Source organism: Agaribacterium haliotis, assembly GCF_002312815.1.
Taxonomy (GTDB): Bacteria; Pseudomonadota; Gammaproteobacteria; order Pseudomonadales; family Cellvibrionaceae; genus Agaribacterium; species Agaribacterium haliotis.
Map to the genome: position 1 here is coordinate 128,993 of NZ_NKQJ01000008.1, position 21,384 is coordinate 150,376.

Consider the following 21,384-nt stretch of genomic DNA (forward strand, 5'->3'; position numbering starts at 1 on the left):
GAAATTGTTATGCACACTGTTACCAATCTTGTAGACCCGTTGTCGCCTATTTTGCGCGATGCACTGGCAACCGCATCGTCCCTGGTGCCACTAAAGTCTCTGCGCCACGGCTACCTCGAAGAGCTGTTTCAGCACGCCAGTGCTCTGAGTTTGTTTCACGGTCAGTACCTGTTCGAAAAAGGGCAGAGCGACAAGCGCTATATCTTCCTGTTAAGCGGCGAAGTGGCGCTGAACTTTAGCGCGGCTAAAAAACTGGCCTCGACAAGTGAGCGGCTTGAAGCAAATTGTGTAAGGCTCAATGCGCAAAATTGCATCAGTGCGCTTGCGCATACTCAGCCGCGAGCCTGCAGCGCCATTGCGCTTGGCGATGTGCTGGCGGTAGCGATTGATGTATCGCGTTTACAGCAGTGTTTGGCCTGGAGCCAAACGACCGATTACATGCTTTCGGAACTTGCCGTTAGCCCGGATTTTGACGGTGATCTCGATTGGATAAAAACGGTATTGTCGTCGAACTTGTTTATTAAGGTGCCGCCGACCAATGCCCGACACATTATTCCGGAGCTTGAGCCGCTGTCGGTGAAGGCCGGCGAGCGCTTAATACGCGAGGGGGAGGTGGGCGACTGCTGTTATTTTCTGAAAAGCGGTGAGGCGCAGGTGCTCAAAACGATTGATGGCGCCGAGCGGGCGCTTGCCAAAATTAGCCCCGGGCGCTGTTTTGGCGAAGACGCGCTGATCGACGACAAACCGCGCAACGCGTCTGTTGAATTTGTCAGTGACGCAGAGCTGCTGCGCCTTGATAAGAAAGCGTTTGTTCGCTTGTTGTCAGAGCCAGAGGTTGATAGCCTAAGCTGGAGCGACCGAGCTGAGCGTGTTTTGGTTGATATTCGCACAGATGCGGAATATGGGCTCGGTCATTTAGATCAAGCTGTGAATGTGCCGCTGGCGGTGATGGCGATGAAGCGGCGCCTGCTGAATAAAGAGCAGGCCTATTTGTTGTATTGTGACAGCGGTTTGCGCAGCCGTTCCGCTACCCATTTGCTCAGTCAACAAGGCTATAATGTCGCCGCTTTGCACGGTGGCCTTGAAGCTCAAGGGCTAACGACAATGCTTACTCAGCACAAGTCTTATCTGCTGCGCGACGGGCGAGCTGCGCCGGTTGAATAGCGCCCCAGCTCGGCTCCAATTGCACACCCATTTTGGATAACTAATGAGTTTTTTTTCACATATTGGCCTTTTGGGGCGTCGCGATAGCGAATCGACCCAGTATTCCCTACAGCGTTTAATCGATTTTTTAGGCAAGCAAGACGTCAAGCTCTACCTCGACGAAGAGAGCGCCTCGCAAATGCCCGATTGTGGCCTGCCCATTAAAACGCGCTCTGAGCTTGCGCGCTGCTGTGACCTTATAATTGTCGTCGGTGGCGATGGCAGCTTGCTTGCAGCAGCCCGGGCCTTTGCTGGTCACGACGTTAAAATCTTGGGCATTAATCGCGGCCGCTTAGGTTTTTTAACCGATATCAGCCCCGAAGAAATTGAATACAAAGTCGGTGAGGTGTTAGAGGGCAGTTTTGACCTGGAGCAGCGTTTTTTGCTCGACTCCTCGGTATCGCGCAATGAAAAACAAATTGCTCAGGGCTGTGCACTTAACGACGTAGTGCTGCACCCGGGTAAGTTCATTCGCATGATTGAATTTGAGCTGTTTATTGACGAAGAGTTTGTTTGTCGTCAGCGTTCAGACGGTTTGATTGTATCGACCCCGACCGGCTCGACGGCTTATGCCTTAAGTGGTGGCGGCCCAATTATGCACCCGAGCCTCGATGCGATAGCGATTGTGCCGATGAACCCTCACACTTTAAGCAGCCGCCCGATCGTCGTCAACGCGCTCAGTAAAATCAAAATTTTTATCAGCTATAGCAATCACCTGAGCCCCCATGTGACCTGCGATGGTCAGACCCATGTTGTGACGGAAGTTGGCGATGAAATTGAAATTGTAAAGTCCGACCGGCCGCTAAATCTGATTCATCCGAAAGGGCACAACTTCTTTGAAACCTGTCGCAGTAAACTCGGTTGGGCAAATCAGAGAGTTAATCACAACTAAGTATGAACACGGCGGTCGTTGATCAAGCGGGAATAGATGGTATCGATATCATCGGTGATGTTCACGGCTGCGCTCACACCCTGGAGAAATTACTGCACAAGCTCGATTATCGCGAGCAGGATGGGGTTTGGTTTCACCCTAAACGCAAAGCTGTTTTTGTGGGGGATGTGATTGATCGCGGCCCGCGTATTCGCGAGTCGTTAAAAATTGTTCGGCGCATGGTCGAAAGTGGTCGGGCCTGGTGCATACTCGGCAATCACGAATTTAACGCGGTCGCTTACACCACTGTTGTTGAAGAGTTAGACGACCCGCGCTTTTTACGCAAACACGACAAGCGCAACAATCGGCTTATTCAGGAAACGTTAGTGCAGTTTGCGCCGTACCCTGAGGAGTGGCGCAGTTATTTAAGTTGGTTTAAGTCGCTGCCTTTGTTTCTTGAATTTGATCACTGTCGTGTTGTGCACGCGTGTTGGCACGACGCCAGCGTGGCACACGTGCAGCGTGCGGCAAATTCACAGCGAGTTGTGCTTAACGATATTTTTGAGCGCTTGGTGGGCGGTGATACTGCGCTGCTCGACAGTCTGGACAGGCTTACCCGTGGCACCAGCCTTCGCTACCCAGATCAGCGTTATGTTGTCAGCCGCGACGGTATTAAGCGGGAGATTTTTCGAACAAAGTTTTGGGCCAGAAACCCCCAAACCTATCAAGACGTTGTGTTTCAGCCCGACCCCCTGCCAGAGGACCTGGTTGAGCGGCCTTTAAGCATTGAAGAGCGGGCCAAACTTGTTAACTATCAACACGCTGCGCCGCCGGTATTTTTTGGCCACTACTGGCTGCAAGGGCGCCCGCGTGTGCAGGCGGGTAATCTGTGTTGCCTCGATTACAGTGCCGTCAAATACGGGCGCCTCGTTGCTTATCGCTTTGATGGCGAGGCGAAACTCGACAACAATAAATTCCATTGGGTCTATGTAAACCCCGACGTGCAGGATGAGTAGTGGATTGGTTTGAGTACCGGCGTTTTCCCGCCGAGCAAAATTTAAGTGAGTTAAATCAGCTTTTGTTAGCGCACAGGGTCGCTCACCGTTTTAGTGAGGAGGGCGCCGAGCAGATTCTGTGGTTGGCCGATGATTCGATGGTGGATGAGCTTGATCGTTTTATTGAACTTTGGGCAAAAGGTGAGTTGCGGGCAGAGCTAGAGCTTGAACAACAAAGCGGCGACACGTCTGCGTCTTTTTGGCGACACGGTGCGCACAGAATGCTGCGCCTGCCTCTGACATCGCTGTTTATTGTGCTCGGCTTTGTCGGTTATGTTTTTATTGATGTCTTGCGCAGCCAATACGTCTTTCAACTATTGGCGTTTTTGCCGCCCGAGCAAATTCTTCAGCGCGCGGAGTTCTGGCGTTTTGTTACACCGGCGTTCTTACACTTCAGCCCTTTGCATATCATTATGAATGGCGTGTGGTTGTGGGTGCTTGGAGAGAAAGTTGAACCGGCGCTCGGTCGCGGCAATTATCTAATACTGTTTTTAGTAACGGCTATTTTAAGTAATTTTCTGCAATTTTACGCAGGCCAGAGTATTTATTTTGGTGGGCTTTCTGGTGTTGTCTACGGTTTGCTGGGTTTTGTTGCCGTCGGTTGGCGATGTTTCGCGCGCAGTGAACTGATGATTGCGCCGGGCTTGATTATTTTTTCTGTGGTGATGATGGCGCTGGGTTTTATCGGCGCTTTGGATTGGCTCTCTGAAGGCGGTATTGCCAACTGGGCGCACCTCGGAGGGTTTATTGCGGGTTGTGCCTTTGCGGCGCTGCACTATAGCTGGATAGATCGTGGTACAAACAATGTTAGATGAAGATTTTTTACAGGCACTCGATACTGATATTGTCGAGCGCTTTAAACGCGCCGTTGAACTAGGCAAGTGGCCCGATGGGCGTGAACTGACGCAGGAGCAACGAGAAACCTGCATGCAGGCGATTATTGTTTTTGAACATCGCAATGTCGCCGAGCGTGAGCGCACCGGCTACGTGCCGCCGAAGGAGGAGCCCTGTGCTCCGAAAGACGACGAACAGCCTTTAAAGTGGAGCTAGCATGGCAAGCGAGCAACAAGCCCCGGGTAGTGATGCCCCAGTGAAGATTTATTTAAAAGACTATCAGCAGCCTAATTTTTGGTTGCGTAAAACCGAACTTGAGTTTGATATTCAAGACACTTATGTCGATGTGCTCAGCCGCCTGAGTTTGGAGCGCAATACCGGTGTCGCCGGTGAGGGTGTGCGCCTGCACGGTGAAGAGCTCGAGCTCTTGTCGCTTGCGCTTGATGGCAAAGCGTTAAGTGACGCTGACTATCGCCTAGACACAGAAGCTTTACATATCTTTTCTCTGCCGGATCACTGTCAGTTAGAGATAAAAACACGCATCTACCCCGACAAAAATACGTCGCTTGAGGGGCTTTACCAGAGCAAGCTTATGCTCTGCACTCAGTGTGAAGCCGAGGGTTTTCGCAAGATCACTTATTACCTTGATCGCCCCGATGTAATGAGTGAGTTTTTTGTTCGCATCGAGGCAGATCAGCAGCAGTGCCCGGTACTACTCGCCAATGGCAACAAAGTCGATGCCGGTGAGCTGGATAACGGCCGTCATTTTGCCTGTTGGCACGACCCGCATTTAAAACCGAGTTATTTGTTTGCGTTGGTTGCCGGGCGCCTCGCTCATATCGATGATCACTTCACGACAAAAAGTGGGCGAGAAATCTTATTGCGTGTGTTTGTTGAAGATAAAGATCTCGATAAGTGCCAGCACGCACTCGATAGCTTAAAATATGCGATGCGCTGGGATGAGCAAGTTTACGGGCGCGAATACGACCTTGATATCTATATGATTGTCGCTGTCGACGACTTTAATATGGGCGCAATGGAGAACAAAGGCCTCAATATCTTTAATACGTCATGCGTACTGGCAAAAGCTGAAACCAGTACCGATGCTGAATTTCAGCGAGTAGAGGCAGTGGTTGCGCACGAGTACTTCCACAACTGGTCGGGCAATAGGGTGACATGCCGAGACTGGTTTCAATTGAGCTTAAAAGAAGGCTTTACGGTATTTCGGGATGCTGAGTTCTCTGCGGATATGGGCTCGCGTACGGTCAAGCGAGTTGAAGATGTCAGTTTGTTGCGCTCGTTACAGTTTGCCGAGGACGCAGGGCCGATGGCGCACGCTGTGCAGCCTGATTCGTTTATTGAAATCTCTAACTTTTACACGCTGACCATCTACGAAAAAGGCGCTGAAATTGTTCGCATGATTCATCGCCTGCTCGGCCCTGAGCTGTTTCGCAAAGGCTCTGATTTGTATTTTGAGCGTCACGACGGCCAGGCGGTGACGATTGAAGATTTTGTTGCGGCGATGGCGGATGTGAGCGGCCGCGATTTCAGCCAGTTTATGCGCTGGTACAAACAGGCGGCGACACCTGAAGTGAAGGTCGAGGCCGAGTATGACAGTGAAGCTTGCACCTATACCTTACGTTTTAGGCAACATTGCCGCGCGACCGCCGAGTGTCAGCAGAAATTGCCTTTTTTGATTCCTATCGATGTGGGTTTGATTGGCGCCAACGGCAAGTTAGCTTTTGCGTTGCAGGGCAGTTCAGCCGAACCGGCAACAGAGTTTTTAGTTGAGCTCAGTGAGGCCGAGCAGCACTTTGTATTTGAACATGTCAATGAGCGCCCTGTGCCGAGCTTGCTGCGGGGCTTTAGCGCGCCGGTCAAACTCGATTTTGCTTATCAAAGTGATGAGCTGCTACAGCTTATGGCTTATGAAGACGATGGCTTTTGTCGTTGGGATGCCGGCCAGCAGCTGATGATTCGAGAAATCAACAGTGCCAAAGAAAAACTTGCCTGCGGCCAGCAGCCCGAACTGAATCAACAGCTTGTTGAGCTGTGCCGCTCTTTGCTTGCCGATCGTAAGCTCGATATGTCACTGCTTAGTTTGATGCTCAGTTTGCCCTCTGAAAAGTATCTTGCTGAAATCGCTACTGAGGTTGATGTTGAGGCGATATATAACGCCAGGAACTGGCTTGAATCAGCCTTGGCTATTGCATTAAAAACAGAGTTTCACGCTTGTTACACGCGTCTGAGTGAGTTGCTTTTTGCTGCTGAATATCGCAGTGATGCCGCCAGTGTGGCCAGGCGCAGTTTGCGTAATAAGGCGCTTCACTACCTGGTCTTAACTGAAGAGCCGGCCATGCTTGAATTGGCTGAGCAGCAGTTTCAGCGCGCGTCGAATATGAGTGATGAACTCGCCGCATTCAAAGCGATTGTTCACAGTTGTAACGATGCAAATACAAGCAGACGCGAGCGTGTGATAGAGCAGTTCTACGATCGCTGGCACCGCGAAGCGTTGGTTATGAATCACTGGTTCAGTGTTCAGGCGACAGTGCCATCGGCCACTGCACTTGAGCAGGTGAAAAAGTTGAGCCAACACAGTGCCTACGACAAGTTAAACCCGAATAAATTGCGTTCTCTCGTGGCCGCATTCTGCGCCGGAAATACACGCTGGTTTCACGATATAAGTGGTCAGGGTTATCGCTTTTTGGCGGATGAAATTCTGCGCCTAAATACTGCAAACCCGCAAATTGCATCGCGTTTGTTGACGCCGTTAACGCAGTGGCGACGTTACGATCAAGATCGGCAGGCTTTGATGAAGGTGGAACTTGAGCGTATTAAGAGTGAGGCAAATTTGTCGAAAGACGTTTTTGAAGTGATCAGTAAAACACTTGAAGCCTAGTAGCTCGGTGTTATTGGCTGCTCGGTATTGTTTGCGGCCTGTGTTATTTGCTAGCCAGCTGGCCAGGCCCGCTTGCCGGTGAATAACAGCTGCTTCTAAACGGCCGACGTGTTTTAAGGTGCGCCGTGTACCGGTTTAAAATCTTTAATGAACGAGTTCGCTGCCAGGCAGTGTTAACACCAGTGCACGGCTGTTGCCTTGAGAGCAGGCCTGCTGCAAATGTTTGCGCTCTTTTGTCTGTACCAGGCCATAGCTCTTGGCAAAGCTGCTAACGACAAATGCTGAGGTCCCGTTGTTGAGTGCATCCCACATCATCCACAGGCTTTGTTCATCACCGCTGCTGCGAATAAAGCGCAAGGTACGGGGATTAAAACCATATTTGTCGAGTTCGGATTTTGGTGGCAAGTCCGGAGCGATCCAGGTCAGCCAGCGTTCACCGGCTTGGTGGCTGAGGTGAGCGAGCATTGGCAGTACCAGTTCCAGGCTCGCATGTTCCCAGGTGGGCACGATGACTTCGCTGACGCCTGGTACGGCAAGCGCGCTGTGTTGTTGGGCCAGCATCAGTGTACTCCTCTGCGAATAACGCCGACGCTCAAACCTTCGATGGCAAAATTGTTGTCGCGAAGGTCTACTTCAATCACGTTAAAATCAGGGTTCTCTGGCCAGAGCTCAACCGTGGAGCGATTGCCTTCACGACGAAAGCGCTTAACCGTGACCTCATCTTCGATTCGGGCGACAACAATCTGGCCATTGCGCGCTTGTGTTGTGCTGTGCACGGCCAGTAGATCGCCGTCGAGAATGCCTGCATCGCGCATGCTCATACCGTGTACGGTAAGTAAATAATCAGCTTGAGGCTGAAACAGCCCTTCGGCAATTTGCAGGTGATCTTCGATATTCTCTTCGGCAAGTATTGGGTTGCCGGCGGCAACACGGCCGACCAGTGGCAGCCCGCTTTGATGATCAGGTAGGCGTATACCTCGGCTGGCTCCGGGCACCATTTCAATAACACCTTTGCGCGCGAGCGCTTTTAAGTGTTCCTCGGCCGCGTTGGCGGAGCGAAAACCAAAGACTTCAGCTATCTCGGCACGGGTTGGCGGATAACCTGTGTCGTCAATATGGGATTTGATCAAGTCAAATATTTGCTGCTGACGAGCGGTTAGCTTGGCCATAATCTCTGTTGTCCTGTTTTGCTTGTTATTTAAAAACAATTACTAAAATACCTTGCTCTGTAAAACTGGCCCGGAAAGACGGTGGCACGTCCGAGCGAGTTGTTGTCTCGGCAATATAGCTATTGTCTTGCAACGGTCTTTGTACACGTCTTTCTGTCTTGCTAGCGCTTGTTTGTAACAGGTCATCGCTATGCGATGAGTTCTGCTTGTCTTTCAGTCGCCAATATTTCAGTCGCAGTATTTCAGCCGTTCAATCTTTATCTATCGCTACTTGTGCTGAAGATAGCGATACTGTGACTATGTACAGTATGTCTAGATTATATACAGTGTTTTATACAGTGCAATACTTGAGTGTAAAAAAGCTGGTTTGTACTTGGCTTGTACTTATCTTGGGGTAGCGTCAGCGCTTTGATGCGCAGCCGTTGAGTTGGGCTCGTTGAAACTCGGGTATGCGGGTGTAGTTAGGCTAAAGAAGAGGCGACTCTCACCGCAAGCTGCGACGCGGCGCAAAAGCCAGCTTGCACTAAGAGTCATTAGATTAGTTTGATAAGAGCTAAAAGCTGGGTTGAAAAAATAGCGCACAAAAACTAAGGCGGCTTGTTTGGCCAAGCTCAGGGGGCGAGGGTAGCTGCGCAGCTGAAGGCGGCTGCACTTGAGCTCTTAGTTCTTAGAATAGATCGTCAAAACCGCTGAAGTTTTCTGGTTCCATGGCATCGAGCGGGCTGCCATAACCGCTGTACAAAAAAGCATCGCTGCCGCTGTCGCCATAACCATCGCCAAGTGCGGAGTTGTTTTCCATGCCGCCCATACCGCCATAGGCATCTTCGGGCGCATCTGTTTCTACGAGTTTCATACTGCCCCAGGACTCAATATCAAATTCGCCGATATCGCCATCGGTGTATTGAACCTCAATGGTGTTTTGTTTTTCATCAATCGCAACGACTTCAAAACGCTGCCCGGATTCGGCGTCGCGGAACCAAGTGCCGATAAGAGGAAAGAACGATGCCATGGCATGCCTCCATCTGTAAGTGGCGGGCTGGCCATCGGGTGTCGATAGGCCCTGATCAAAAGCTCAAAAAGCGCAGGCGCATTAGCAAAGATTACGCTTGCTGCCCCTTGTGTTTAAAAACTAACACCCTTTATTCCCTGGTGCACCTGACAATTTTTTTCTGCAAATTTATGCTCGCCTCTGTAAAACTGCGCCCCGGTTGGCTAAGTAACTGAATTAAAAAGGCAATGTGAGAAGCCTTACGTTTATGACGTTGCTTTTTTAAAATCAAAAACGATAATTCACCTCAAGATAAGCGGAAATTTGTCTAACCCAACTGGCTGTGACGGCAGCCGTGAACGCTCTGGAGAGCATTATGACGCAACAAGATACGGTCGAACGCATTTTGCACTCGGCAACGGTACTGTTTTCGGAGCGAGGTTTTGCCGAGACGTCTCTTAGGACTATTACTGGTATGGCCGGTGTGAATCTGGCCGCGGTTAACTATCACTTCGGTTCCAAGAAAGGTTTGATTCAAGCGGTGTTTTCACGCTTTCTGGATCCGGTGCTGGTTAAGTTAACGCCGGAGCTCGAACAGCTCGAGGCCAGCGATGCAAAGCTCGATAAAACCGAGCTTATCCGCCTGAGTTTGAGTGCCATGATTGATTCGAGCAAAGAGTTGGGTGAAGACCCTCAGCGCTTTATGCGCCTGCTCGGCTTGGCTTATACGCAAACTCAAGAGCACCTTCGTCATTTTTTGGTGGGGCGCTACGGGGAGGGTTTGCAGCGCCTATTAAGTCTGATGCACAAAAGTCAGCCGAAGTTAAGCTCGGTCGAATTTTACTGGCGCTTGTATTTTATGCTCGGCGCAGCTGTTTTTACTCTCAGCAGCTTTGATGCCATTCGGGCAATTTTGCAGGAGGATTTCCAGCAAGACACTGAATTAGATGAAGCCCTAGCAATGCTGGTGCCGGCGATGGCCGGTTTATTGGATGGCCAGCAGCGTGATTAAGTGCGGGCCGCTTATCGCCGATCTCGACGGGCTAGAGCTCAGCGATGTCGATAAAGATTTTTTGCAACACCCTCGATTGGGCGGCTTAATCCTGTTTAGCCGCAATTACGAATCGGGCGAACAGCTCGCGGCGCTGGTGCGTTGTGTACGTGAAATTCGTCCGCAGCTTTTATTGTGTGTTGATCACGAAGGCGGCCGTGTGCAGCGTTTTCGCCAGGGCTTTAGTGAGCTACCGGCAATGTACCACTTGTCGCAGGCCTATCGCGATGATAAAGAGCAGGCTTTGCTCTACGCGCGCGCTTTTGCAGAGTTGATGGCCGCAGAGCTCGGCAATTTTGATATCGACTTTAGTTTTGCCCCGGTGCTGGACATTGCCGATCTCAACAGTGCGGTCATTGGCGATCGCGCTTTTTCTGACCAACCAAGTGAGCTCGCGCCGCTGGCATCGGCGTTTATCGACGGCATGCATGCGCAGGGCATGAAGGCAACCGCTAAGCATTTTCCGGGGCATGGTGCCGTGCTTGAGGATAGCCACTACGAGATGCCAGTTGATACGCGCAGCTTTGACGAAATTCTCGAGCGCGATCTACAACCTTTTATTGATTTGCAGCCGCACTATGACGCTTTGATGACGGCGCACATACAGTTTCCTCAGGTTGATGAGCAGCCTGTGAGCTATTCGTCGCACTGGATTAAAAGCGTGCTGCGCAAACAGCTCGGTTTTGATGGTTTGGTGTTTAGTGATGATTTAAGCATGAAAGGTGCCGCCGGTGATGGCGCGCACGACTTTAGCTTAAGGGCACAAAAAGCACTTGGGGCAGGTTGTGATGTGGTCTTGATTTGCAATCAGCGCCGTGAAGCTGAGCGTGTGCTTGAGCAGCTCGAGGCTCAAAACTTAGGCGAATCTGGGAAATTAGACATGATGCGCCGAGTACCTGTTCGCGGAGCGGCGGCGTCAAAAGCGCATTACCAGGCAAACCGCGACAAATTAACGCGATTTACAGAGAGATACGGATAGGGCTATGCGAGATAGTTACGAGCAGTTGCGTCAGTGGTTGGCTGCTATGTTGGGCCACGATCAGCTGTGGATGATTGAATGTTTTGTGTTGGTGTTTTTAACCTTGTTGGCGGCCGTTTTTGTTTCGCGGGGCCTTAAAGGTCTTGAGCAAAAAGCAAAAAAAACTCAAACCCTGTGGGACGATGCGCTGTTTTCAGCGCTTGGCCGGCCGTTAAAATGGCTGGTCTGGGTCATCGGTTTAAGCGCAGCGGCGCAAATTGCCGCGGTGCGCAGCGAGTCCATTATTTTAAGTTCGATTGAGCATTTGCGTTATGTTGGCATTGTTGTGCTGGTTAGTTGGTTTTTGCTGCGTTTTATTCGCCGCGTTGAGAAAAACTTTCGCGACCCCAAATTTTGCCACAAGCCTGTCGATGAGACGACCGCTGTGGCGGTTGGTAAGTTGCTGCGTGTCTCGGTATTTATTACTTCGGTATTAATTTTACTGCAGTATTTTGATGTTGAGATTCGCGGCATCTTGGCCTTTGGCGGTATTGGCGGTATTGCAGTTGGTTTTGCAGCCAAAGATTTACTCGCTAACTTCTTTGGCGGCTTAATGATTTATATGGATAGGCCTTTTGCTGTCGGTGATTGGATTCGTTCACACGACAAGGAAATCGAAGGCACAGTTGAAGATATTGGTTGGCGCCTGACGCGTATTCGAACCTTTGACAAGCGCCCGCTCTATGTGCCGAACTCGACCTTTACGCAAATAGCGGTGGAAAATCCATCGCGTATGAGTAATCGCCGTATCTATGAAACGATTGGTGTGCGTTATGACGATGGTCAAAAAGTGCATTTAATTGTCGATGACGTCAAAACGATGTTGCGCGAGCACAAAGCGATTGATGAAAACCTAACCTTAATCGTTAACTTTAATAAGTTCGCGAGTTCCTCGCTGGACTTTTTTATTTATTGTTTTACCCATACTACGAATTGGGTGGAATTTCATGAAATTAAGCAGGATGTATTGTTGAAGGTATTAGCTATTGTTGAGCAGCACGGCGCAGAATGCGCTTTTCCTACAAGTACTTTGCACTTGGCCTCTGCGCCGGCTGAGCTCGTTTCGGCTGAGCGAACTGGTGGCCCGGCAGAGAATATTGGCGTGGGAGATTTGCCGGCGTGAAGCTAGGGATTATTGGTGGCTCGGGTTTGTACGAACTCGAAGCCTTTGCTGCTGAAAGTTTATTGCTCGAAACGCCCTATGGCGATGTCTCGTGTTTAAGCGGCCAATGCCGCGGTTTACCGCTTGTGTTTTTGTGCCGCCACGGTGATGAACACAAGGTGCCGCCGCACCGCATTAACTATCGCGCAAATATCTATGCGCTGGCTCAGCTTGGTGTAACCCATGTTGTTGCGACCAATGCTGTTGGCGGCATTGCCGAATTTGCCGCGCCGATGTCTTTAATTGTCCCGGATCAGCTGATCGATTACAGCTGGGGGCGAGAGCAGAGCTTTTTTGATAATTTTGAACTCGGTTTAAAACACATCGATTTTAGTCAGCCTTTTGATGCGCATTTGCGCAGCTTGTTGTTAAACGCTGCGCGCCAACAGAACCTGCTTATTCAGGATGGGGCCTGTTATGCGTGCACGCAGGGGCCGAGGTTGGAAACCGCCGCCGAGATACGGCGCTTAAAAAACGATGGCAACGACATTGTCGGCATGACCTTGATGCCTGAAGCGGCACTCGCGAAAGAGTTGGGGCTGGCCTACGCATCACTGTGTTTGAGTGTGAACTGGGCGGCCGGTGTCGAGCCCGGTGAATTGATTATGGCGGATATTGAAAACAATATGCGCCAGGCCGTGCTGAAGTTTAAGCAGTTCTTGCCGACCTTGATGAGCTATTTTTACGCCAACTAAAACACCGGCAGATGCCGATTGGTCTGTTTTACTTTTATGTTTTGAGCAAGAGCGCTTTGGTGTAAGCCAGGGCGCTCTTTTATTTTAGTTGTTGCCGTGTGTTTGAGCGCGATTTCGCCTGCTAAGTTTTTTCACCATTAGTTGGCGGCAACATCAAGCTTGGCAACGGGCTCTATACGAATAAGCAGGCCCAGCTCGGGATGATCGAGGTAGTGGGTTTCACCACTTCGCATACGGCGGCGCTGGCGCAGCGTTGAAATTTCACTGACAACGTAAGCTTCAGTGGCGAGCTCTTCGTAGTTGCGCAGTGTGCCGCTGTATAGCTCGCTGTTATCAAAACTGTTTGTATTTAATGAAAAGCCTTGCGTTGTTTGTGTGTCGTCGCTGGCCAGATGTTGATCGAGCTTGAGTGAATTTAGGTCAAAATCTTCAAGGCCACTGCCGGCTTCGCTTTGTTGTATGGCTCTGGGGATGCGGGGCAGGGCGGGCCAATAGCTGGTTTCTTGGCCGTAGTTGGTCTCAAAATTGGCGCGCCAGAGATTGGTTTCTAAATGCAGGTAGCGCTGCACACTGAGTTTGATGCTGCCTTCAAGTTCATAGTGCTGGTCAAACTGCTGCCCGCCTAAAATAGCAACGGAGGGGCTCTGTCGGTATTCGATAATCGGTTGTTGCCAGGCTTCGTGAAACAGCAGCTGATAGCGGCTACTTCGGTCGAGGCGCGCAGCTTCGCTATTTAATAAGCGCTGCTCTTTAGGTAGGGGATGATAAGCCTGATTTTTGTTTTCTGTGGGCTTTACTTGCTGTTCGGTTGTGTTGTTCTCAAGCGTATTAGTGTTTGTGTTGCTTGTTGCGGTGTCGTCAGTGGCCGCGAGCGCTTGCTCTTGTGTTGTAAGCAAGTGCAGGTTCAACGGGTAAAACAAATTAATATTGCTTGGCCACTGCTCGGCTGTTTGTTTGTTGCTGCGCTCAAATACAATCACTTCAACCTGGTACCAGCCATCAAAGTTTGGCTTGTCTTCGGCAAAGCTGTTTAAGCTTGTGCCTGTTAACAGACAAACGAGGCTCTGGGTTAGGCGTTTGACGGGTGACTTTTTCATTGGCTGGCCTTGGTTAATGTGTCCAGCAGACCGCTGACAAGTTTTAAACGCTGGTCTGCATCCGCGCTAGTTTGCATGAATTGTAATTGGTTTGCGCCAACAAGTTTGTAGTTTTGTGGCTGGTTTTGAACAAGTTTAACAATCGCAAGCGGGTCAACTTTGGTATCGGCTGAAAATTCTAGTTTACCACCGCGGGCACTGGCCTCAATACGGCTGATGCCGAGTGCTTCGCTGCGAAGGCGCAGGCCAGTGCTGCGAAATAGGTTTTTCAGGGCATCCGGCAGCAGGCCGAAGCGGTCGATCATTTCTACCTGTAGTTTTTCTAGCGCTTCGTGGCTGCCGGCCGAGGCGAGGCGTTTATAAAGCTGCAGGCGCAAGCTGACGTCTGGCAGGTAGTCATCGGGTATGAGCGCAGGGATGCGCAGGTTGATTTCGGCGTTGAGTTGAATTGGTTTTTCCAGGTCGACTTTCTCGCCTTTTTTAATCGCTTTCACTGCTCGATCGAGCATGTCCATATATAGCGTGAAGCCGATAGCGTGCATTTGCCCGCTCTGCTCATCGCCGAGTAGTTCCCCGGCGCCGCGAATTTCTAAGTCGTGGGAGGCGAGGGTAAAGCCGGCGCCGAGATCCTGAGCCTCTTCGATTGCCTCCAGGCGTTTAACGGCGTCGGCGCTGAGATTCTTTTTATTGGGGCTGAGCAAGTAGGCATAAGCCTGATGGTGGCTGCGGCCAACGCGGCCGCGAAGTTGATGCAGCTGAGCCAGGCCAAATTTATCAGCTCTATCAATAATAATGGTATTGGCGCTCGGCACATCAATGCCTGTTTCAATAATGGTGGTGCAGACCAATATGTTAAAGCGCTTGTGATAAAAATCACTCATGACCGCTTCGAGTTCGCGCTCGCGCATTTGGCCATGGCCGATTTGGATGCGCGCGTCCGGCACCAATTCGGCTAAGTCGCGAGCGGCTTTTTCAATGCTTTTGACTTCGTTGTGTAAATAATAAACCTGGCCGCCGCGCATGATTTCACGCAGAACGGCTTCCTTGACAAGCGCCTTGTCGTTTTCGCGCACAAAGGTTTTGACCGAAAGGCGTTTGGCTGGCGGTGTGGCGATAATGCTTAAATCGCGTATGCCGCTCATTGCCATATTCAGGGTGCGCGGTATCGGTGTGGCGGTAAGGTTGAGGATGTCGACTTCGGTGCGGATGGATTTTAATGTTTCTTTTTGTTTAACCCCAAAGCGGTGTTCTTCATCGATAATGACAAGCCCGAGTCGTTCAAAGTTAATATCGCCCATGATTAATTTATGGGTGCCGACAACAATGTCGACGTTGCCGCTTTCAATGCGCTTGATGACCTCGGCACTTTCTTTACCTGTTTTAAAGCGCGATATAACTTCTATATTAATGGGCCAATTGGCAAAGCGGTCTTTGAAATTATCGAAGTGCTGTTGAGCGAGCAGGGTGGTTGGTACCAGCACCGCGACCTGTTTGTTGTTCTGCACGGCAATAAATGCAGCGCGCATCGCCACTTCCGTTTTGCCAAAACCAACGTCGCCGCAGACTAACCTGTCCATCGGCTGGGGGCTTAACATGTCGGCGCGTACCGCTTGAATAGCCGAACTTTGATCCGGTGTTTCCTCAAATGCAAATTCATTTGAAAAGCGCTCGTAAGCGTCTCCTTCGAGCAGGTGGCTAAAGCCTTTGCGCGCTTTGCGCAGGGCGTAGATGTGCAGGAGCTCAGCGGCGACGTCGTTAACTTGTTCGGCGGCTTTTTTCTTGGCTTTGCTCCACTGTTCACTGCCGAGTTTGTGCAAAGGTGCAACGGCTTCGTCTGCGCCACTGTAGCGGCTGATTAAGTGTAAATCCGCAACCGGCACGTAAAGCTTGGCTTCATTGGCGTATTCGAGGGTTAGGTACTCTTGCGCCTGGCTGTCGACGCTGATCGTCTCCAGGCCTCGGTAGCGGCCGACACCGTGCTCAATGTGAACCACGGGTGCGCCGAGCTTGAGCTCGGTCAGGTTTTTAACGATGTTGTCGCTGTCGTCACTTTCTTTTCGGCGGCGCCGGCTCTGCCTGACCCGGCCACTGAACAGGGCGTTTTCGTTGATGATAATAAAATCATCGTTGGCGCTGTTAATGCCGTCGCCGAGGTCAGCAATGCAGATGGCGTGTTCGCTGTCGCCGGAAAAAAATGCGTTTAAGCTGCTGAGCTCGTCGGGCAAAATATTGATTTTGTCGAGCTGCTCTTTTATGACTTCACGCCGTCCTTCGCTTTCGGCGCAAAAGAGCACGCGTTTGTTGGTTGAGCTCAGAAATGCTTGCAGGCGGTGCAGCGGATTGCTCGCATGAGTTTCAATAGCCAACTGTGGCATGGGACTGGTGGCAAAATCAAAGTGCCCGGCTTTATCCTGCGGTGCTTTGTTTTCGCTGATAACCGTGCGCGAGAAGGCTTTTAGTTCGCCAAACAGTTCGTTGATTGGCAGGTATATTTGCTGGGGTGGCAAGATGGGGCGACGCAGGTCGCCTTTGCGGCTTTCGTAGCGTTCGCTCAATTCGCGCCAGTGATCTTCAATGGCCTGCTCAACACCTTCAAAGCTGTATATTTGTGTGGCGTCCGGCAGGTAGGAAAATAAGCTGGCAAGCTTGTCAAAAAACAGTGGGCTGTAATACTCGATACCAGCGGCTGGCAGGCCTGAGCTGATATCTTGAAATACCGGACACTGGCGATGATCGACATCAAAGCTCTCAAACCAGCGCTCTTTGAAGCCGGCAATGGCGTCGCTATCGAGCGGGCATTCGCGCCCGGGCAGCAATTCAATGCGCTTTACCTGCTCAGTACTGCGTTGGCTCTCGGGGTCAAAGCGGCGCAGACTGTCTATTTCGTCGTCAAAAAATTCCAGGCGGAAGGCTTCGTCAGAGCCCATTGGGAAAATATCAATCAGCGAACCTCGCACGGCAAACTCACCGTGTTGAAAGACCGTATCTACGCGCAAGTAGCCGGCTTCTGTCAGTTCACTGCAAAATTGTTCGCGTTTAATTTGTTGGCCGAGTTCAACTCTGAGAGATTTGCTTTTTAAGTACGATGTCGGAATAAGGCGCTGCAGCAGGGTTTGTGCAGAAATGATCACGCAGTTGCGCTCGGTAAAGCACAGTTCGTAGAGGCAGCGAAGGCGCTCGGAAATAATATCCTGGTGGGGGCTGAAGCTGTCGTAAGGCAGGGTTTCCCAGTCTGGAAACTGGCGCAGCGGCGGCGCTTTTTTTTCGCCTTGAAGCATGGTGCTCAGCTCGCTGTAGGTGCGGTCGGCACTGGCCATGGTTGGGCAGATAATCAGCGAGCTGGTGGGCGATGTCAGCAGTGCGCGACTGATTGCGAAGCTCGCCGAGCTCGGGTTGAGTTGGTGCCAATAGTGGCGCTGTTGAGCCGGTGGCGCCTCCGGTGCTTGCTGAAGAGCTTTCATTGTTTATCTGTGCTGAAATGGTTCGCACGCAATTGTATAGATAGCTCGTGTATGAACAAGTTGTCCTGCAAATATTCGTTAGCGCAGCCGCATTAGCGTGGCGCGAAAATTAATGCTCGTTGTTTGCTGGTGTTAATTCTTTGTCATCCCTATAATGTGCGCGGCTTTTTGCGCGTGTGGGGCGAATTTAGGATGTTTCGTCTAAAATTGGTGCAAATTGCTGATTTTGTGGGCGATTTTTTTGTGCCCTGAGTGCCGCCAACGTGTCGGGAGAGCTTTTTGCTTTCTCTGTTTTTGCGTTTTTGTAAACAGAAACGGTGTCTGCGGCGTACTTGCGTACTTAAGAGGCCAGCTAATTAAACGTCGGTGGGCGAATAAGCTGGTGGCGCTCTCACGCGTATAAATATACGGATACTGGTAAAGAAGCGGCTCGGGTTAGAGCCTATTGTGCTTGTTTGGTTCCTTCTTGGAACGGGCATAGATCAAAGTCTGCCCCAATAAGCCCTGAGGCGCTAACCCGAGCTTCTTTCATTTTAACTATATAAATAACTTTAGGCTGAGACGATATGATTACGATCCGTCGTGGATTGGATTTGCCTATCTCCGGTGAGCCTGCTCAGGCCATTGAAGATGGGGCAACCATACGTTCTGTTGCCGTTATAGGGTTTGACTACCATGGCATGAAGCCAACCATGAATGTTCAGGTTGGTGACAAAGTCAAAGTCGGTCAAGTTCTGTTTACGGACAAGAAAACCGAAGGTGTTCAGTACACCTCGCCTGCCGCTGGTACGGTTGCTGCGATTAATCGCGGTGAGCGCCGCGTATTCGAGAGCATTGTTATCGATGTTGAGGGCGACGATGCCCTGAGCTTTGCAAGCTTTGACGCTTCAGCTCTGGCCGGCCTTGAGCGCGATAAAGTTGTTGGCAACTTAGTCGACTCGGGCCTGTGGACAGCGATTCGCACTCGTCCGTTCTCAAAAGTTCCCGCTATTGACGCCGTACCTGCCAACATATTTGTTGCCGCGATGGATACCAACCCCCTGGCTCCCGACGCGACTTTAGTCATTGCTGAGAAAGCAGAGGCCTTTAAAAATGGCTTGACGGTTTTGTCGCGCCTGACTGAAGGCAAGCTGTTTGTTAGCCACGCTCCGGGTAAAGCGCCTGAAGTACCTGCCGGTGTTGAACTGGCTGCCTTTGGCGGTAAACACCCTGCGGGCAATGTTGGTACTGCGATGCACTTCCTTGCTCCGGTTAGCGAAAACCGCGTTAACTGGTCTGTAGGTTATCAGGACGTTGCTGCCATCGGTGAGTTGTTCACCACAGGCCAGCTGAATGTTGAGCGTATTGTTGCGCTTGCCGGCCCTCAGGTTGAAAAACCTCGCCTGCTTCGCACCCGTATTGGTGCCAGCCTTGAAGAGTTGACGGCCGGTCAGCTAAAGGCGGGTGATAACCGCATCGTTAGCGGTTCTGTGTTTGGCGGTAACACTGCTGAAGGCACAACCGCTTTCTTGGGTCGCTACGCAAATCAGGTGACGGTATTGGAAGAGGGCAACGAGCGCCCATTCCTGCACTACTTCACGCTTGGTATGAAGCGCTTCTCGGTCATGCCTATTTATCTGAGCAAGCTGTTTGGCGGTAAGTTTAATTTCACCACCTCTGCCAATGGTTCTGAGCGTGCGATGGTGCCGGTTGGTGCCTACGAGCGCGTGATGCCTCTGGATATTCTGCCGACTCAGCTGCTGCGTGCGTTGATTGTTGGCGACACTGAAACAGCTCAACAACTTGGCTGTTTGGAACTCGATGAAGAGGATCTGGCTTTGTGTACTTTTGTTTGCCCCGGCAAATACGAATACGGCCCCATTCTTCGCGATAACCTCACCACTATTGAGAAGGAGGGTTAATCGTGAAATTCTTACGCAATCAATTCGATAAGCTCGAGCCGCATTTTGTAAAAGGCGGTAAATTCGAGAGTTGGTACGCGCTGTACGAAGCGATCGATACCGGCTTGTTTCAGCCTAATGAAAAAACTGCGAGCACCGCTCACGTTCGCGATGGCATAGACCTGAAACGCATCATGATCACTGTTTGGGCCTGTACGTTCCCGGCGATGATTTTTGGTATGTACAACCTCGGTTTGCAGAGCAATACCATTCTCGCTGAGATGGGCGCTACCGGAATTGAAGGTTGGCGCGGCGCCCTGATTGCGCTGTTTGCCGGTCACGATCCTGCCAGTCTGTGGGACAACCTGGTCTACGGTGCGGTGTTCTTCCTGCCTATCTACATGACCGTATTTATTGTTGGCGGTTTCTGGGAAGTGCTTTTTGCGATGAAGCGCGGCCACGAAGTTAACGAAGGTTTCTTTGTGACTTCTGTACTTTTTGCTCTGGCTTGCCCCCCGAGTCTGCCTCTGTGGCAAGCGGCTTTAGGCATCAGCTTCGGTGTTGTTATCGGTAAAGAAGTATTTGGTGGTACTGGTAAAAACTTCTTAAACCCTGCTTTGACTGGTCGTGCGTTTTTGTTCTTTGCCTACCCGGCCTATATGAGTGGCGACACCGTATGGACGGGTGTTGACGGTCACACCGGTGCAACGGCACTGAGTGTTGCGGCTTCTCAAGGCATGGAAGCGTTGCAAAATCAGATGAGTTGGTTCGACGCCTTCCTGGGCTTTATGCCGGGTTCCATCGGCGAGGTGAGTACCCTGGCTATTTTGCTCGGTGGTATCGTGCTGATGGCGATGGGCATTGCTTCGTTTCGTATTGTTGCCGGTGTTGCACTTGGTACGACCATTACAGCGGTGTTGTACAGCGCACTGGCCAGCCCCGATACTGACAATCTGATGTTCCAGATGCCGTTTTATTGGCATTTTGTTGTTGGTGGCTGGGCCTTTGGTACCATCTTTATGGCAACCGATCCGGTATCTGCATCGATGACGAATGCCGGCAAGTGGGCTTTTGGTATTTTAATTGGCTTTATGGTGGTGACCATTCGTGTGGTGAACCCGGCTTTTCCGGAAGGCATGATGCTGGCGATTCTGTTTGCCAATATTTTTGCTCCACTGATCGACCACTTTGTTGTTAAGTCGAACATTAAGAGGAGACTGGCTCGTGGCTAATAACGATACGATTAAAAAGACGGTCACCGTTACGCTGGCTCTGTGTATCGTCTGCTCGATTATTGTTTCGGCAGCTTCCGTTGCGCTGAAACCCATGCAGCAGAAGAACAAGCAGCAGGATTTTAACCGCAATATTCTGATGGCCTCGGGCCTTTACGACCCTAGCCTCAGTGTTGAAGAGCAGTTTAAGCAAGTTGAAACGCGCGTTGTTGATTTGCGCACTGGCAAATACAGCTCGGATCTTGACGGTCAGGCTTACGATCAGCGCAAGGCGTCTAAAGACCCCAAGCTCTCGCGTGCGCTCGACAAAAAAGAAGATATCGCCGGTATTAAGCGTGAAGAATTTTACGCTCAGGTTTATCTGATCAACGATCAGCAAGGCAAGCTTGAAAAAATCATTCTTCCTATTCGCGGTTACGGCCTTTGGTCAACACTCTATGGTTTCTTGGCTTTAGAGTCTGATCTGCAAACGGTGGTTGGTATCGGCTACTACGAGCACGGTGAAACTCCGGGCCTCGGCGGTGAAGTTGACAACCCTAACTGGAAGGCTCTGTGGGGCGGCAAGCAGGCATTTAATGCCGATGGTTCTGTTGCTCTGACCGTTATTAAAGGTCAGGTGGGTAGCACGACTCCTCAAGCTGAAAGCAAAATTGATGGTCTGAGCGGTGCAACCCTGACTACCAATGGCGTAGATAACATGATCAAGTTCTGGCTCGGTCAGCAGGGTTTTGGTCCTTTTATTCAAAATTTGAAAGCAGGGGAGGCCTAA

The 21,384-nt window shown here is 50.9% G+C and carries 18 protein-coding genes; 13 read left to right on the forward strand and 5 right to left on the reverse strand.

The genetic code is table 11. The features are described 5' to 3' along the window. Positions 1 to 9 precede the first annotated feature (9 nt). The 6 genes from CFK45_RS10885 to pepN are packed head-to-tail and all read left to right on the forward strand — an operon-like array spanning position 10 to position 6,862. A complete protein-coding gene (locus tag CFK45_RS10885) occupies positions 10 to 1,164 on the forward strand; it encodes a cyclic nucleotide-binding domain-containing protein (protein ID WP_096086467.1) in 1,155 nt (384 codons plus the stop codon). 43 nt (positions 1,165 to 1,207) lie between these two features. Further along, complete coding sequence (locus CFK45_RS10890) at positions 1,208 to 2,095, forward strand: NAD(+) kinase (RefSeq protein ID WP_096086468.1); 888 nt, start codon at positions 1,208 to 1,210, stop codon at positions 2,093 to 2,095. 2 nt (positions 2,096 to 2,097) lie between these two features. After that, positions 2,098 to 3,090 carry a metallophosphoesterase gene (locus CFK45_RS10895; RefSeq protein WP_096086469.1) on the forward strand — a complete coding sequence of 331 codons (993 nt, stop codon included), beginning with the start codon at positions 2,098 to 2,100 and terminating at the stop codon, positions 3,088 to 3,090. Further along, positions 3,090 to 3,944, forward strand: a complete 855-nt coding sequence (locus tag CFK45_RS10900) for a rhomboid family intramembrane serine protease (protein ID WP_096086470.1) — start codon at positions 3,090 to 3,092, stop codon at positions 3,942 to 3,944. Before CFK45_RS10895 ends, CFK45_RS10900 begins: the two co-directional genes overlap by 1 nt. Next, entirely contained in the window at positions 3,934 to 4,179 is a 246-nt protein-coding gene (locus CFK45_RS10905) for a YeaC family protein (protein WP_096086471.1), read from the forward strand. The genes CFK45_RS10900 and CFK45_RS10905 overlap by 11 nt, the downstream gene beginning before the upstream one ends. Position 4,180: 1 nt before the next feature. Then, positions 4,181 to 6,862, forward strand: coding sequence for an aminopeptidase N (gene pepN / locus CFK45_RS10910; protein ID WP_096086472.1), 2,682 nt, complete (start codon positions 4,181 to 4,183; stop codon positions 6,860 to 6,862). Between the two features lie 144 nt (positions 6,863 to 7,006). Here pepN and CFK45_RS10915 read toward each other — a convergent pair whose 3' ends face one another. The 3 genes from CFK45_RS10915 to CFK45_RS10925 form a co-directional block, all read right to left on the reverse strand. After that, complete coding sequence (locus CFK45_RS10915) at positions 7,007 to 7,423, reverse strand: hypothetical protein (RefSeq protein WP_096086473.1); 417 nt, start codon at positions 7,421 to 7,423, stop codon at positions 7,007 to 7,009. Further along, positions 7,423 to 8,031 (reverse strand): transcriptional repressor LexA, encoded by a 609-nt coding sequence (lexA, locus tag CFK45_RS10920; RefSeq protein ID WP_096086556.1) that lies wholly within the window; start codon positions 8,029 to 8,031, stop codon positions 7,423 to 7,425. The genes CFK45_RS10915 and lexA overlap by 1 nt, the downstream gene beginning before the upstream one ends. 667 nt (positions 8,032 to 8,698) lie before the next feature. Then, positions 8,699 to 9,040, reverse strand: a complete 342-nt coding sequence (locus CFK45_RS10925) for a DUF6763 family protein (RefSeq protein ID WP_096086474.1) — start codon at positions 9,038 to 9,040, stop codon at positions 8,699 to 8,701. Positions 9,041 to 9,395: 355 nt separating this feature from the next. Between CFK45_RS10925 and CFK45_RS10930 the strand changes: the two genes are divergently transcribed. Genes CFK45_RS10930 through CFK45_RS10945 form a run of 4 tightly spaced genes read left to right on the forward strand, consistent with a single transcriptional unit; the run spans position 9,396 to position 12,945 of the window. Next, entirely contained in the window at positions 9,396 to 10,031 is a 636-nt protein-coding gene (locus tag CFK45_RS10930) for a TetR/AcrR family transcriptional regulator (protein ID WP_096086475.1), read from the forward strand. Further along, the gene (gene nagZ, locus CFK45_RS10935) at positions 10,012 to 11,049 is read left to right on the forward strand and encodes a beta-N-acetylhexosaminidase (RefSeq protein ID WP_096086476.1); all 1,038 of its coding nucleotides are present in this window, start codon (positions 10,012 to 10,014) and stop codon (positions 11,047 to 11,049) included. The genes CFK45_RS10930 and nagZ overlap by 20 nt, the downstream gene beginning before the upstream one ends. 4 nt (positions 11,050 to 11,053) lie before the next feature. Next, positions 11,054 to 12,211 carry a mechanosensitive ion channel family protein gene (locus CFK45_RS10940; protein ID WP_096086477.1) on the forward strand — a complete coding sequence of 386 codons (1,158 nt, stop codon included), beginning with the start codon at positions 11,054 to 11,056 and terminating at the stop codon, positions 12,209 to 12,211. After that, positions 12,208 to 12,945, forward strand: coding sequence for an S-methyl-5'-thioinosine phosphorylase (locus CFK45_RS10945; RefSeq protein WP_096086478.1), 738 nt, complete (start codon positions 12,208 to 12,210; stop codon positions 12,943 to 12,945). Before CFK45_RS10940 ends, CFK45_RS10945 begins: the two co-directional genes overlap by 4 nt. Before the next feature lie 137 nt (positions 12,946 to 13,082). Here CFK45_RS10945 and CFK45_RS10950 read toward each other — a convergent pair whose 3' ends face one another. Both CFK45_RS10950 and mfd read right to left on the reverse strand, forming a co-directional pair. Next, positions 13,083 to 14,042 (reverse strand): CsiV family protein, encoded by a 960-nt coding sequence (locus CFK45_RS10950; protein WP_096086479.1) that lies wholly within the window; start codon positions 14,040 to 14,042, stop codon positions 13,083 to 13,085. Beyond that, positions 14,039 to 17,503, reverse strand: a complete 3,465-nt coding sequence (gene mfd, locus CFK45_RS10955) for a transcription-repair coupling factor (protein ID WP_096086480.1) — start codon at positions 17,501 to 17,503, stop codon at positions 14,039 to 14,041. Before mfd ends, CFK45_RS10950 begins: the two co-directional genes overlap by 4 nt. Before the next feature lie 566 nt (positions 17,504 to 18,069). Between mfd and CFK45_RS10960 the strand changes: the two genes are divergently transcribed. Genes CFK45_RS10960 through CFK45_RS10970 form a run of 3 tightly spaced genes read left to right on the forward strand, consistent with a single transcriptional unit; the run spans position 18,070 to position 21,384 of the window. After that, positions 18,070 to 19,404 (forward strand): Na(+)-translocating NADH-quinone reductase subunit A, encoded by a 1,335-nt coding sequence (locus CFK45_RS10960; RefSeq protein ID WP_096086481.1) that lies wholly within the window; start codon positions 18,070 to 18,072, stop codon positions 19,402 to 19,404. A 2-nt stretch (positions 19,405 to 19,406) separates the two neighbouring features. Continuing rightward, entirely contained in the window at positions 19,407 to 20,615 is a 1,209-nt protein-coding gene (locus CFK45_RS10965) for an NADH:ubiquinone reductase (Na(+)-transporting) subunit B (RefSeq protein WP_096086482.1), read from the forward strand. Then, positions 20,608 to 21,384, forward strand: coding sequence for a Na(+)-translocating NADH-quinone reductase subunit C (locus tag CFK45_RS10970; RefSeq protein ID WP_096086483.1), 777 nt, complete (start codon positions 20,608 to 20,610; stop codon positions 21,382 to 21,384). The genes CFK45_RS10965 and CFK45_RS10970 overlap by 8 nt, the downstream gene beginning before the upstream one ends.

What these genes read in the sequence shown, in the direction of transcription:
- CFK45_RS10915 (WP_096086473.1), bottom strand. Translation starts at nt 7,423, where the DNA reads ATGCTGGCCCAACAACACAGCGCGCTTGCCGTACCAGGCGTCAGCGAA.
- CFK45_RS10960 (WP_096086481.1), top strand. Translation starts at nt 18,070, where the DNA reads ATGATTACGATCCGTCGTGGATTGGATTTGCCTATCTCCGGTGAGCCT.
- nagZ (WP_096086476.1), top strand. Translation starts at nt 10,012, where the DNA reads ATGGCCAGCAGCGTGATTAAGTGCGGGCCGCTTATCGCCGATCTCGAC.
- CFK45_RS10950 (WP_096086479.1), bottom strand. Translation starts at nt 14,042, where the DNA reads ATGAAAAAGTCACCCGTCAAACGCCTAACCCAGAGCCTCGTTTGTCTG.
- CFK45_RS10940 (WP_096086477.1), top strand. Translation starts at nt 11,054, where the DNA reads ATGCGAGATAGTTACGAGCAGTTGCGTCAGTGGTTGGCTGCTATGTTG.
- CFK45_RS10890 (WP_096086468.1), top strand. Translation starts at nt 1,208, where the DNA reads ATGAGTTTTTTTTCACATATTGGCCTTTTGGGGCGTCGCGATAGCGAA.
- CFK45_RS10895 (WP_096086469.1), top strand. Translation starts at nt 2,098, where the DNA reads ATGAACACGGCGGTCGTTGATCAAGCGGGAATAGATGGTATCGATATC.
- CFK45_RS10930 (WP_096086475.1), top strand. Translation starts at nt 9,396, where the DNA reads ATGACGCAACAAGATACGGTCGAACGCATTTTGCACTCGGCAACGGTA.
- pepN (WP_096086472.1), top strand. Translation starts at nt 4,181, where the DNA reads ATGGCAAGCGAGCAACAAGCCCCGGGTAGTGATGCCCCAGTGAAGATT.
- CFK45_RS10925 (WP_096086474.1), bottom strand. Translation starts at nt 9,040, where the DNA reads ATGGCATCGTTCTTTCCTCTTATCGGCACTTGGTTCCGCGACGCCGAA.
- CFK45_RS10885 (WP_096086467.1), top strand. Translation starts at nt 10, where the DNA reads ATGCACACTGTTACCAATCTTGTAGACCCGTTGTCGCCTATTTTGCGC.
- CFK45_RS10905 (WP_096086471.1), top strand. Translation starts at nt 3,934, where the DNA reads ATGTTAGATGAAGATTTTTTACAGGCACTCGATACTGATATTGTCGAG.
- mfd (WP_096086480.1), bottom strand. Translation starts at nt 17,503, where the DNA reads ATGAAAGCTCTTCAGCAAGCACCGGAGGCGCCACCGGCTCAACAGCGC.
- lexA (WP_096086556.1), bottom strand. Translation starts at nt 8,031, where the DNA reads ATGGCCAAGCTAACCGCTCGTCAGCAGCAAATATTTGACTTGATCAAA.